This window comes from Pseudoalteromonas sp. MMG012 (genome assembly GCF_018100875.1).
GTDB lineage: Bacteria > Pseudomonadota > Gammaproteobacteria > Enterobacterales > Alteromonadaceae > Pseudoalteromonas > Pseudoalteromonas aurantia.
Window position 1 is genome coordinate 52804 of sequence record NZ_JAGJEF010000013.1, and the last position, 14137, is coordinate 66940.

General features: G+C 38.9%; 10 protein-coding genes. 4 read left to right on the forward strand and 6 right to left on the reverse strand.

What is annotated here, in order from left to right; genetic code table 11:
• Positions 1 to 37: 37 nt before the first annotated feature.
• Genes J8L97_RS06795 through J8L97_RS06810 form a run of 4 tightly spaced genes read left to right on the forward strand, consistent with a single transcriptional unit; the run spans position 38 to position 2691 of the window.
• The gene (locus J8L97_RS06795) at positions 38 to 280 is read left to right on the forward strand and encodes a PepSY domain-containing protein (protein WP_211048345.1); all 243 of its coding nucleotides are present in this window, start codon (positions 38 to 40) and stop codon (positions 278 to 280) included.
• Between the two features lie 2 nt (positions 281 to 282).
• Complete coding sequence (locus tag J8L97_RS06800) at positions 283 to 957, forward strand: response regulator transcription factor (RefSeq protein WP_192507638.1); 675 nt, start codon at positions 283 to 285, stop codon at positions 955 to 957.
• On the forward strand, positions 951 to 2291 hold the full coding sequence (locus tag J8L97_RS06805) for an ATP-binding protein (RefSeq protein ID WP_211048346.1): 1341 nt from the start codon (positions 951 to 953) through the stop codon (positions 2289 to 2291). Before J8L97_RS06800 ends, J8L97_RS06805 begins: the two co-directional genes overlap by 7 nt.
• Positions 2278 to 2691, forward strand: coding sequence for a hypothetical protein (locus J8L97_RS06810; RefSeq protein WP_211048347.1), 414 nt, complete (start codon positions 2278 to 2280; stop codon positions 2689 to 2691). Before J8L97_RS06805 ends, J8L97_RS06810 begins: the two co-directional genes overlap by 14 nt.
• 618 nt (positions 2692 to 3309) lie before the next feature.
• Here J8L97_RS06810 and J8L97_RS06815 read toward each other — a convergent pair.
• The 6 genes from J8L97_RS06815 to J8L97_RS06840 form a co-directional block, all read right to left on the reverse strand.
• On the reverse strand, positions 3310 to 5157 hold the full coding sequence (locus J8L97_RS06815) for a DUF262 domain-containing protein (protein ID WP_211048348.1): 1848 nt from the start codon (positions 5155 to 5157) through the stop codon (positions 3310 to 3312).
• A gap of 49 nt (positions 5158 to 5206) precedes the next feature.
• On the reverse strand, positions 5207 to 8518 hold the full coding sequence (locus J8L97_RS06820; protein WP_211048349.1) for a type I restriction endonuclease subunit R: 3312 nt from the start codon (positions 8516 to 8518) through the stop codon (positions 5207 to 5209).
• 78 nt (positions 8519 to 8596) lie between these two features.
• On the reverse strand, positions 8597 to 10045 hold the full coding sequence (locus J8L97_RS06825; protein ID WP_211048350.1) for a hypothetical protein: 1449 nt from the start codon (positions 10043 to 10045) through the stop codon (positions 8597 to 8599).
• Positions 10042 to 11547, reverse strand: a complete 1506-nt coding sequence (locus tag J8L97_RS06830) for a restriction endonuclease subunit S (RefSeq protein ID WP_211048351.1) — start codon at positions 11545 to 11547, stop codon at positions 10042 to 10044. Before J8L97_RS06830 ends, J8L97_RS06825 begins: the two co-directional genes overlap by 4 nt.
• On the reverse strand, positions 11537 to 13150 hold the full coding sequence (locus tag J8L97_RS06835) for a class I SAM-dependent DNA methyltransferase (protein WP_211048352.1): 1614 nt from the start codon (positions 13148 to 13150) through the stop codon (positions 11537 to 11539). Before J8L97_RS06835 ends, J8L97_RS06830 begins: the two co-directional genes overlap by 11 nt.
• A gap of 27 nt (positions 13151 to 13177) precedes the next feature.
• On the reverse strand, positions 13178 to 14068 hold the full coding sequence (locus J8L97_RS06840) for a WYL domain-containing protein (RefSeq protein ID WP_211048353.1): 891 nt from the start codon (positions 14066 to 14068) through the stop codon (positions 13178 to 13180).
• Positions 14069 to 14137 lie beyond the last annotated feature (69 nt).

The following is a 14137-nucleotide window of genomic DNA, read 5'->3' on the forward strand; positions in this document are numbered from 1 at the left end:
CTTGTTTAGTAACTTTAAGATCGTGGAGCTTTGTAAAATGCGATTGATAGTTTGTCTGTTTCTTTCTGGGTTGTTGTTACTGTCAAGTAACGCCTCAAGTGCTGAAAAGCAGACAATAACCAAAAAACAGGCTGTCGAACTTGCCTTAACAGATTTTTCTGGTAGAACCTTGAAAATAACCGAGCAAGGTGACTATTTCATCGTACGTATATTGCAAAGCAACGGTCGTATTGTAGATCTCAAAGTTAATAAAGTGACTGGAGAGGTCAAAAAGGATTAGAAATGCGAATTTTAGTAATTGAAGATGATATTCAACTGGCCGAAAACCTGCGTAGCGCACTTGAGAAAGAAAAATACAGTATCGATTTATGCCATGATGGTGAGTCTGGTTTGTTTCATCTGAAAGAATATCCGTTAGATATGGCGGTTATCGATTTGGGGCTTCCGAAATTAAATGGTATCGAAATTATTCGTCAAGCCAGAGCTGCTGGAATAGACATTCCTATTCTAATACTCACCGCGCGAGATCGTTGGCAAGATAAAGTTGAAGGACTTGATGCTGGTGCAGATGATTACTTAACCAAACCGTTTCATTTAGAAGAACTCATCGCTCGCTGTAATGCCTTAATTCGTAGAAGTGCAGGTCAAGCAAATCCCGAAATCAGTATTGGGCCAATAAAAATTCATACCCGTTCTCAGCAGGTATGGGTTAACGAAAGAGAACTCTCATTAACAGCTTATGAGTATAAAGTACTCGAGTATTTAATGGTTAACCCCCAAAAAGTGATATCAAAATCAGAACTTACAGAACATATTTATGATCAAGATTTTGATTTAGACTCAAACGTCATTGAAGTCTTTGTTTTACGATTGCGGAAAAAGCTCGATCCCGATGGTACGCTTAATCCTGTCGAAACATTGCGAGGAAGAGGCTACAGGTTTAAAAACCAGTGGTAAACGCTGCACAAATCTCTTTAAAAATAAGACAAGGATTCATTCTTGTCTTTGTGCTTATTGTTGCACTTCCGGCCTTGTTTTTCTCCATTGGCCGTGCCTATCATGCCTCTTTAGTTGAAGCAACAGAGAAAACCTTAGAAGCGCATTTATACTCCCTAATATCTGAAGTCGAATTTGTCACTGATGGCATTGAAATGCCTCGAACCATTTTGGCACCTGAGCTAAACCGGTTAAATTCAGATACCTTTGCAATGGTTTATCAAGATCAAACGCTTGTTTGGTATTCGGAGTCAGCGGTTAACCTGTCTGTCACACCCGAGTTTGTAAACGGAGAAGCTGGCGCAGCTGAATTTGAGTTAGTGAAATACAATCAAGCAAAGTACTGGCAATTAAGCTTAACTGTTATTTTAGGTAACGCAGAGCAATCTCAACATGCACGGTTTATTTTATTAAAACGCAACGATGCACTCGTGGAACAAATGTCGGGGTTTCGCAATACGCTTGTAAATTGGATGTTAGTCATGGGGGTACTTATTGCAGCGCTCATGGCTGTGGGCTTTATTTGGAATGCCAGACCTTTGCAACGGCTTGATAAAGAAATTAAAGAAGTGGAAGCCGGTGAAAGAGATAAAATCAGTGGCCTCTACCCTGTTGAACTACAAACAATTAAGGCTGACCTGAATTTATTACTTGATTCTCAACGCCGCCAAAAAGAGCGTTATAGATCATCCTTAAGTGACTTAGCCCACGCTTTAAAAACCCCCTTAGCAGTATTGAAATCTAGCCCGATGGCATCAGATGAAGACGCACAAGAGCAGCTCGATAGAATAAATGCAATGATAGAGCACCAATTAAAACGGGCTGCGACAGGCGCTTCAGATACTTGGAAAAAGCAAACAGTTGTAGAACCTGTGCTAAAATCTATATTGAATGCAATGCGTAAGGTATATCACGACAAAAATATTGACTTCCATTGTCAATGTAGCCCGGATCTTGCTTTCTTAGGCGATAAAACAGACTTAATGGAAATGCTAGGCAATATTATTGATAACGCTTGTAAAGCTTGCCAACACACAGTTGAAATAAACCTACGTGCATTGAATAATAAAGGGATATGTATTGAAGTATCTGACGACGGCCCTGGAATACCCGACCATCAACGGTCTGAACTATTAAAACGCGGTGCGAGATTAGACACATATGAGGCTGGACATGGTGTCGGAATGGCCATTGTATCCGACTTAGTGAACGCATACCATGGGCATATACATATAGATAACTCACCACTTGGTGGAGCTAGGTTTTCGATTGAGTTTAATTATGAAAAAAACTAAAAACGTCTTTTATTTTTCACTGCTATTTTGTTCAGCATCAGTCAATGCGAATATCGATATTTTAAAAGACTGTGAGCCATTGGCTGATACGCATCCGTCACGCGCAAAAAATTATATTATTTGTTTAGATGGGAACATTGCCAACCTAGAGCGCACCAGAAAAACCTGGATCACCAAACTTAGACTAGACATGAATTTAATCGAACAAGATACTGGCAACTCTCAATTACTACCTATTGTAGAACGTAGCTTTATCAGGCAAGACAAATATATTGAAGACAGCTGTCGCTGGCGATATTTACATCAAATGCCTAACGCGACTAAGGCTGCCATCATCTATAAAAAATGTAAAATTCGCATGTTACAAAGGCACATTGAAGATCTCAAACTCCCCTTCTAATCTTAACAGCGAGTGGTTTTCGAAGGATACTTTTCAATATACTCGTGCGCTTTAAACTGCACGCACCGATTAACTTTGTGATTGAAACGCGGTTAAAGACACTGACTAATTAATCTTAGGTTTGGATAAGGGTTTTGGAACAGAAAATGTTTTAAAAACACACTTACGTACAATCCAATGATGATATTTTGTTCAGTATCAAGGCGCTTTTATGCAGTAATAGCGGGCTATTACAAATGAAAGCAACGCTGAGAGTGAGAAAAATAGCTTTATTGGGCAAATTCGCTTACCCAAAGCTGAGGAACTCTCCCCAGTATATTCATCAACTAACTCAGCTCATCGCTATTTAGCTTCTTGAAGGTACGGGAGATAATATCTTTTAATGTTCCTCGCTCCACCCCATCAATAAAACACATTGATTCTTTATCTTGTAACATGCTCTCAATTAAGCACCTGAAGGTTATATCAGGATCAATCTCAGTTAATAGGTCACCGCATTAGCTACAAAATAAAAACCACATGCACCATCTAAATCCCCTTGTTTCTTTGGTTTTAAAACCTTCATTCCTTTACTCCATAAATGTAATTACCTATATGAAATTTTGCTATTTTCCGTTTTTAACCCCAAATAATTTTTGTTATTGCAAACAATAATTGATGTCGTGCCTCTAATTGCTCTGGGCCAAACTCTTCATAATGACTAAAATCCAGCTTTTGTTTTGCTATATAACCAGTAAAATCTAGCTTACTTTTATAACAATCGGCTCTTAATGTTTCGTTCCAATATAAGCTGTTTGCATAAGTTTTAAGTTTTTGTTCGAACACTTCATTATTACTAGAGATATTATCCCGACCTTTTAGCAATAAAATGCCACCTAAACGGTTACGCTCTAGCTCAAACAATTCGTCATCGTTATTGAATAGCTCTAAATTCTCATCATTTCTTGAGATAATATGTTCTACATGGAAACCATTTACGGGCCCTGTTTTACGTACTAAATCCCCCAATCCATGCCTCATTTCCTGCTTCATAATGTCCGCAACGAAGTTTTCAACACGTGCAAAGAAGTATCGCGTAAATCGCTTGTTTAAACTTGCAACAGAAGCATTTTTAAAGAAGGCATACCTGAAAGGTTCAGATACATCATCCTCTCTCTGCTCGCTTAAAAGTTTGATTAATGAGCTATCAAAAATATCTCTATAGTTTACAATATCAGCCTCAATGAGTTTGCTTGCGATAATTGCTATTTCAGCAGCGAAGCGGTTGCTATCGTATCCTCCTTGCAATTGAGCCAATGTGAATAACCGGTCAAGTTCGTTCGCTACTTTTCGTATTTTCAAATGTTCTTGAGGGTCATCAACTTTACAAGCGGCTAAAATTAGGTGAAATTGAGTATCTAATTCATTTAGTTTGTTATGAAATACCTCTGGCATGTCTCGATCATAGCTAATACTTGCTTGCCAAACTTTTGAATACAAACTAGTAAAATATCTAAATTTATTACTTAAGAAATCTTTAACTTCAGCAGGGTTATGCTCAAGCTTAAGTTCATCATTCATAGCATTAGAAAACATTTCTCGGTGATAATCACCATCAAATTTCTGCCCCTCTGCACGAGTTTTTGTGTATTTTGACTTCAAATAATATCTAAAGAAATTATCTATCTCATCTTCAGAAAATGAGTTTACTTGATTAACTTGGTTTTCCCATAAACCATTAAAATCATTTTTCTCTAGTTCAATTTTATCTATTTGCCCTAAAAGTTTCCCTTTAAGAATTTCATAAGGTTTTAATTTAACACCTCTATCATTTATTACTTCAAAAACCATAGGTACATCTGTTTGTTCAACGGACAAATTAATGATTACTAAGCGTAACATGTAAAAAAATACAAAGCTTTCAAACTTATGTTGATCAGTAATTCTTTTATCTAAATAGATACTTATTGCGCGGTAATTGTTCACCATATTTTGGGAGGTTATACCAGAATCTTGAGGAATATTTTTTAAGTCACTATCGTCTTCAAATAAGCTCTCTAATGTTTTTAAATGCTTTATATGGTTCATCCAAAATTCTTTATCCATTCCTGAATATCCGAGTATTTTTTGACTGATCCAATGTTCAGTTTTCGACTCAAAACGCTGAGCTAAATGCTTTAGTTTTATAAGTAATAGAGTTAATGTTGTTAATCGTTGTTGGCCATCAACCACGAAAACTCGGCCTTCAATCGTATTTGTTACGTAAGTATTTAAATAATACCAAGGGTACTTAGCAACGATGGTTTCTTTTGATGGGTCTAACGTTATATTTTCATCATAAGCTTTATTAAAAGGAAAGAATAAATCAGCGAGCAACCTCCGTACAGGCACTTCTGTCCATTTATAATCTCTTTGATAAAAATCTATATGGTAAACCGTGCCGCTAAACAGCTTGTCTACGCTCTGATTGTCTGGTTGAACATCCATTTTTACTCCAAAATTATTCTATTTTTTATTACAAATAAGATAAGTTTCGTTAAACTCTATTTTTCTTAAAATTTTCAGCCTGTGCAAAAATCTCTTTATACACTTCGTCTCGACTAACCGGCGGGTAGCCAAACCTATGGAGTAGCATGATCAAATCAACTTTTAACTCAGCCTTAATATCATCACGGTTATTCCAATCGGTGTATTTGGCTTTATCATCAACAACCTCTTTTACAGCTTGCGACAATTCAATTAATTTATCATCAGGGTAAGTAAAGTCATACTTAACAGCCAACGATTTTAGAATGTCGTAAAATGCTTTTTCTTCAAAGCTAATACCTAGGCCATCGTTAGAGTCCATCTCAGTTTTAAGGTCGGTAAACATATTGATAATTTCATCAGAAAAGTCTTCTAATACTTCACTGAGCAATACATCTTCTTCTTTACGCTCATTGTACTTTTCAACTAACGCCTTAAACCGTTTGGTGAAATCTACTCCCTGAGCAAGATTAACCTTTTTCATTTCACCAATGGCTTTAGCTAGCATTTTTTGCAGTAGCATTATTTTGGTATTGGGCAGCTTTATTTTGCCAATTTTGGCAAGATAGTCTTCATCAAAAATATCAATCTCACCATCGTCGTTGCCAAGTTTGAATATTTCCTCTACCCCCTCACTTTTAAGCGCCTCTGCAATCATCTCACGCACTTTAGCGTTCATCTGAGTAGTATCAGGCGCATCGCCTTTGGTTAACTTATAAATAATTGAACGAACAGCTAAATAAAAGTGAATATAATCCCGCTCTTTTTCTGAAAGCTTCTCACTGCCACAACACACATCATAAGCGGCTTTTAAACGCTTAACTAATGCCATAAAGCGTTTCTCAAGTTTGCCAATAGAGAGTACAAATTCAGCCGCAGAATTTAAGCAATTTAACTGTGCCACTGGCTCGCCAGTGAAATATGGAAAAGAGTCAAACTGATGGAAAATTCGATTGAGTAAATCTAAATGATCTTTAACCGCAATAACCGACTGATTAATATCTTCAAAGTTCGTTTCTTCTGACTTTGAGAACTGCGCTAACGCTTTATTCATCGCCGTTTTAATACCGATGTAATCAACCACTAAACCTTTATGCTTACCCGCAAACTTACGGTTAACACGTGAAATAGTTTGAATAAGATTATGTTTTTGCAGTGGTTTATCAATGTAAATCGTATCAAGGAATGGAACGTCAAAACCAGTAAGCCACATATCAACGACAATGGCGATTTTAAAGTTAGATTTATCATTCTTAAACTGACGGTCTAACTCTTTACGGTACTCTTTGGTGCCTAGTAAGTTATACAGGGCTACTGGATCATCTTTACCACGTGTCATAACCATTTTGACACGCTCCATCGGTTTGATTTTCTTCTTCTCTTGTTCGCTTAACGTAGAGCCTTTTTCGCACTCCCGTATTTCAAACCACTCAGGGCGTAACGCTTCCAGCTCCTGATAAAACAGGTAAGCAATCTCACGTGAACTACTAACAAACATGGCCTTACCTTTTATCGTAGAGCCTTCAGTGATGCGTGCTTCGTAGTGTTCAACAAAATCTTTAGCTAGCGTGCGTATGCGATCAGGATCGCCCAAAATCGAGTTCATGCTCGAAGTGGCTTTTTTGCTTTCTTCTACCTGATGTTCATTGCTACCAGAGTCTTCACATTGCTTGTAATACGCTTCTATCTCTTCTAACTTGGCATTATTAAGCAATACTTTTGCCGCACGGCCTTCATAAACAATACGCACCGTTATTTCATCTTTCACCGACTCTGACATGGTATACGCATCTATTACCTCACCAAAAACATCTAACGTGGCATCAATAGGTGTGCCGGTAAAACCAACAAAGGTCGCATTAGGTAATGAGTCATGTAAATACTTTGCAAAACCGTATGTGCGCCTCACTCCGGCATTAGGGCCTTTATCAGTAATCACCACCTTTTGATCTAAGTTTACTTGGCTACGATGTGCCTCATCAGAAATACAAATAACGTTGGTACGCTCTGTGAGTACTTCAATGTCTTCGGTAAATTTATGAATGGTCGTTAAAAATACACCGCCACTTTGCCGGCCTTTAAGGAGTGTTCTTAGTTGTTCGCGGCTTTCAACACTCACAATATGATCATCGCCAATATAGCTTTTAGCGTTGGAGAATTGTTTAGATAACTGGTCGTCTAAATCTGTTCTGTCGGTGATTAATACGAGGGTCGGGCTTTCAAATTCAACGCTTTTCATCAAAAGCCGTGATAAAAACTGCATGGTAAAGCTTTTACCACAGCCAGTGGCACCAAAATACGTACCGCCTTTACCACTGCCCCCTTCTACATTGCCGCCAGCAGTTAGTAACTTTCGCTCTTTCTTAATATTCTCAAAAAGCTTTTTAGCAGCGTAATATTGTGGGTAACGGCACACTATTTTTACTTCATCTTTAGATTTATCCGGAAAGTAAATAAAGTGTCGAATAACATCACATAAACGTTCTTTATCAAACAAGCCTTGCAACATAGTATGCAAGCCATTAATACCGTCTTGCTCTATTGATTCATCTCCCGTCACTTTTCGCCATGCATAGTAAAAATCATAAGGTGCAAATACATTGCCCATTTTATTATTTACCCCATCACTAATCACGCACAGTGCATTGAAAACAAATAACTGGGGAATATCACGGCGATAACGAGTGGTTAATTGCACATAGGCATCATGTAATGTGGCTTGTTCTTCACGAATCGCGCTCTTAAATTCAAACACAACAACAGGCAAACCATTGATATATATAATACCATCAGGAATACGCATGCCGTTATCTGCTGATGGGCTGTCAATCTCTAGCTGATTAACGATTTTAAAAATGTTGTGCTGTGTTGCAGCAGCATAAGTGATGCTTGACTCTGCTACCCTAGGTAACGCTTCATGTGACGCTTGAGCAACCGCGACTTCTGCCTTCTTTATTTGGTCATAGTCAATTAGCTGAATATATAAATCTTTTTTAGACGCTTCACCTGGCTTATTACCTGCTTCACGTTTTAATAAAAAGCCATCACTTAACCACTTACAAAAGGTTTTATTACTTTCATATAAGTCACCTACCGGTAAGGTTTCAAGCTGTAAGATAATGCTATCAATTTCACCCGGGGTAATGTCATCAGCAGCATAACGATTTGCCAGATATGCGCGTAAGTCTTCTTTTATTAATACCTGCTCTGGTTCTCGTGTGCCGTCAGCCATAGAAAAGTCTGAACCAGAGGTATACACGTAGCCTTGATCACCCAGTAACTCTATAATGGCTGCTTCTAATTGAGCTTCTGTAAACTTCATAATATTTCCCTATTATTATTGTTCTATTTTGGCGCTTTTGAGCGTACTTTTATCGCTGTATTTGATTGGTCACTGACTCTAAAAGCATACTGAATAATGTGCTTTTAAAAGCTTCATCATATTACGTTTTGCTTTGTGTTGTTTGATAACGTGACGGATCATCAGGTGTAGTTGCTCAAGATGATCACCTTGAAGGTTTTTCTCTAGCGTCAGCAGTAAATCGGTGGCGTGTTGATATGCTTGATTGTTACCTTGGCTTATTGTTGGTAGTACAACACGCGCATATAAATCGATGGCTTCTTGTGGGTGTTCAGCAACAATTAAATCCGCTAATTTAAGCAATTTAGCAAACTCTGCTTTATGTGACTTTACCCATAAACGAGCATTGGTTAACTCTTGATGATACATATAAAAGCTTAATAACGCATCTGCCTCTCTGGCAATGCCTCCATAGCTATTTTCAGTGTAACAGTGGGTAAAAATATGCTCGGCTTTATCTTTAAATGTTGCATCAATTACCCCTATTTTTCTCTCCAGTGCTATTAACCCTTTGTAACCTGAAAAGCTAGGGCGTTGCTTAAATAGTTGCCACGCCAACTGCCACGCTTGACCATAGTCTTTTAAAGCAAGGCGCAACTCAACTTCAAATTGTTGACAACTGATTTTTTCCCGGTCATTTTTTGCCGCGTGATAGGCTTTTTGTAGCCAATATTCCGCATCTAAGAGTTCACCTTGATCAACACCTTTATTATCTAAACAAAGCTGGCTGATGTTAATAAAATCTCTTTCATCGTAAGCGGTCATTGCCATCAAAGTGCATTGTTGCTGCCAATCATTATTTTGTTGCGCTTGCGCTATGAGCGGTTTAACCAAACGAGCATATTTAGATTTTTGCTGCCAGTTGCTTAAATCAACGCCTTGTTGCTGACGTTGTTGTGCAGCTGTTTTACATAAGCCAACAAAAATCTGTTTTACCGGAGCAGTTAAGTTAAAGTCCTCGGGTACGCTCGGAAACACATCGTATTTATAGTCTTTATAATGGTCAAAAATCCATTGTGCCTTGTCATCGTCAGACCAAGTTTGTTGGTTAAACAAGGTACTTAATCGTTGATTTAATTCGCCTTCTAAATCAAAACGGTAACCGCCTGAGTCATCGACTTGCTCTAACACGGTATTGAGTCTGACCAGCGCATGTAAGGTAAGTTGCCACTGTTTATCAACAGGTAAGGTATCTATGGCATTAAAAATGTCTGCAAACATGTCATCACTATGCCGAAAATAGGCGCTTGCCTCGCTGTAGCTCCAAACCTGCTTTTTTGGCAAGGCTTTGGTGATCATTTTTTTTATCTCACCGCCGCTTAACCCACCTTGGTCGTTTAACATGGCAAGCTGCCAACGGCTTTGCTCTTCTGTTGACTCGCCAATATAATTGAGAATAATCTCGCTGAGTTCATCAGCCGATTTTTGTTTAAACCAGCTTTTTAGCTGGCTCATAATGGGGTGCTGTTCGTCGTCATAGGTTTTCATGATGGGTATGCTTCTATCGCGGCCGAGGCTGTGCTGTTGTCAACAGGCAAGGTTAGTTCGCCTGAGATGAGTTTTGGTAATAATGTGTCTCTAAGCTTAGTAAGAGATTGGCTCTCCAGTTTGTTTGCTATCATTTTTGAAAAGTTAGCAGATGTCATTTCAGTAAACTGTTCTAATAATTCCTGTTTATCTGGTAATGCTAAGTAATAGTCATCGAAACATGCGTTTTGAACTCTTTGACGACCAGATGAACCAACCATACTTTGCATACAATGAGATCTAAAACCACCCTCTCTCGCTAGGCAGGCAACAAATGGATAACTAACTTTGTCTTTTTGCCTTAGTACAATAAACTCTGTCGAGCCAAATCCAACTTCATTGTCTGATAAAAAGTCTACTAATGCCGTTTTACCATTTTGTAAACAAGGCGTGATCCGAGCAAAAAGTATATCCTTTGCGATGAACTTAGCCCCACCTTTGTATTCTTTCTCAATGATTTCATCAACCATATAGCCAGATGTTGGAATTGCCTTCATGTCAGCAAATTTTGCGACAGTTTGCTTAGGCAAAGTAGTTTTAGGATTTACTTGTATTGCTTTTGATACCGCTTCAATATGCCACCCATTAGGTATCCAGCCGTTGATGCCGATTGATGGTTCATCCGTCTGTTCAAATTCACTTGGGAAGAGTTGACGAATGTCTTCGGGTAGTGTTTTAGCTTCACCTTTTTTATCGGCTGAAGGCTCTCCATTAGCACTTTGTTGTTGCTCTTTACCCGCTGATGGTGCTTGTTGGCGTTGCTGTTGCCTTAAAAGTGCTTTTTTCTGTAAGGCTTCTGGGAAATCGTTTACTGCCATACCACTAGCAAGGGCATTGTCGAAAACGGGATCAAAATCCACAAACCAGCTTTTAAATAACGCTTGCGCCATTTGCTCAAGGGTTTGGTTTGTTTGGCGGTTTAAAATAATTTTTTCATCCAGAGATCGTGCAATGTTTGCAATCGATTCACTTTCTTCAAAAGTTACTTCAGGACAAGGTAACATCTCTATTATCTTGCCACTAATATTTGCTTGATTTGCACTCCCTGACGAGTTTGACACAAGGAAGTCTTGGCTTTGAGGCAAAGACAAAAGATAGAATAAAAAATCAGAATGAACTTTACCTTCTTCTTTTAGTTTTATTCTACCAACTCGTTGATTTATATATGCCTTAGGCTCATTAGCCCAAATTCTTGCTACTCGGCCAACTAAAGATTGAGGTGCGTTAGGCCCAGAGCCAGTCATTGAAATAAGGATATCGCCTTCTTGAGTCTCCCATAGCTTAGTTGATTGAGCTATTTCGTTTGAAACAAATGCGCTATCTTCGTAGTTAACAGTACCAAACCGAACATTTTTAATTTTTAAAACTTTATTATCGCTGTATTCAATGAAGTCTTTGCTCTTATATGCAAACCCACCTTGAACTTTCGCATACTCAGATAAAGTTGTTAGATTAAATGCCATAACCCAACACCTCCAAGTTTTGGCGGATCGCTTTATCAAGCTCTTCTGCCTGTTCCATCTGGCTATATAGGGTTTGGCTTAGCTCTTTCATTTTTACTTCAAACGGAATGCCATCGTCCTCAATTTCAGCAGCGCCCACATAACGGCCCGGTGTTAATACAAAGTCATTGGCTTTGATGTCTTCAAGTGATGCTGATTTACTGTAACCTGCAACATCTTTATATGGTTCAAGAGATTCCGCATCAAGTGCGGAATGACCGGGGGTGTTGCGCCATGCATGATAAGTGCGAGCTATATCAGCGATATCATCCGTAGTTAATTCTTTATGTACACGGCTAACCATAGTCCCTATTTCACGGGCATCAATAAATAGCGTTTCACCTTGGCGGTTGCGCCTTTTACCTAGTGAATCTCCCTCGCTACTTGCCTTTTTATTTTTGGTGATAAACCATAAACACACAGGAATTTGTGTGGTGTAGAAAAGCTGCCCCGGTAAGGCGATCATACAATCAACTAAATCTTGCTCGATGATTTTTTGGCGAATAGCCCCTTCGCCACTGGTATTTGAACTCATTGAGCCATTGGCTAATACAAACCCTGCGGTGCCATTTTCACTGAGCTTTGAGATCATGTGCATGATCCACGCATAGTTAGCATTACCTGTTGGTGGTACGTCAAAACCCGCCCAGCGGCCATCGTCTACTAATTCGCTATCAGAACGCCATTGTTTTTGGTTAAACGGCGGGTTTGCCATGATGAAATCGGCTTTTAAATCGGGGTGTTGGTCTTTAAAAAAGCTGTCTCCGGCGACTTCTCCTAAATTACCTGAAATACCACGCACCGCTAAGTTCATTTTGGCTAGTTTATAGGTGGTGTTGGTGTATTCTTGACCGTAAATTGAAATGTCTTTACGGTTGCCTTTGTGGCTGTCGATAAACTTTAACGACTGCACAAACATACCGCCTGAGCCACAACACGGATCGTAAATTTTACCTTTAAAGGGCTCTATCATTTCAGCAATTAACGCAACCACTGATTTTGGCGTATAGAATTCGCCCCCGCCTTTCCCTTCGCTTGAAGCAAACTTACCTAAGAAGTATTCGTAAACACGACCGACTAAGTCTTCTTCGGTCATTTCACACTCGCTGGCGGCGGTGTCGATGTTATTAATGGTATCGATAAGTGACGCAAGCTTACTAGTAACAAGCCCTAAACGGCTAAAGTAGTTTTCTGGCAATGCGCCTTTTAATGACGGGTTGTTCTTTTCAACCGTGTGTAATGCGGTATCAATTTTTACTGCAATGTCGTCTTGTTTCATGTTCTTTTTAATAAACGACCAACGGGCTTCCTCTGGTAGGTAAAACACGTTGTCTTGCATGTAAAATTCAACTTGCTCAACAAAATCCTGCATACCACCATCAATTAAGGCTTGGCGTTTATCTTCAAACTTATCACTGATAAATTTTAAGAAAATAAGGCTTAATACCACGTGCTTATATTCAGACGATTCAACACTGCCACGCAGTTTATTCGCGGTGTCCCATAGGGTTTCTTCAAAATTGGTGTTTGCGGTATTGCTCTTTTTGCTTTTAGCGGTTGCCATTTAATTCGTCCTTTAAAATTCTTACTTTTATTCTTGCGTTAATATTTGCTGTTCTACTTGATAGCCCGGTGCAATTGCGAGATTTTCTGCACCGTATAATGTTTGACTGTTTTGCAAATAGAGCTGGTATTCTGGGCCTGAAAGCGTGCCACTTTCAGAACAATCCACGTTCCAACGTCTTAATAAATAACCAGCCATTGCGGCACGCACGTTAACTTCTAATATGCCTTTTTTCATGCCAAAATCGAGCTTAATGGCAGTTGGATGCTTCACGTTATTTGGATGCGGAATAATTTGTAAAGGCACCATACGCATCCACTGATGATCTTCTAACTTATCTTCTTCAGGGGATGGTGTCTGTGCTTGAATTGTAACTTTGGTAATGCGGGTTAAAACAAAGTCTCGAAAGCTATTAGTTTTACGGTCAAAAGCTCTTACATGCCAACGCAAACCATTATCTACGATTGAATGAGGTACAAGTTCTCTTACACCCGAACCACTGCTTAAAGAGGTGTATATAACGCTAATAGGCTTATGGTTGATAATCGCTTGTGAGAGCTTAGCGATAATATCAATATCAGGCACGTTTAACGGGCTTGGTGATTCTATAGGAAATGAAATATCACCAATAGAATCAAAGCCATCGCTTATGTTATTCGCTAACTTAATGAGCGTGCGGCGAACATCATGTTTAAATATGGGCTTGAATTGCGTTGTGATGAAGTATTTCTTTTCTACGTTGTCATACGCCATATTCTCAGGTGCATTGTCTTTGTAGAACTTCAAATCTCTGGTTGCTGCGGCAAGGCCTAATTCGAAATGACTGACTATTTCACTGCGCGTTACCATTCCAGTAAAATAAAGCTTAAAGTCGATATAAGCTAGGCGCTGCTTCTGTGCAAAACTGAATTCGTCCATTCGATAAATCTGATTCTATTGACATTTTCTATTCGAGTTGAAATAGTATGTCTCATTATGAGTTAGGCA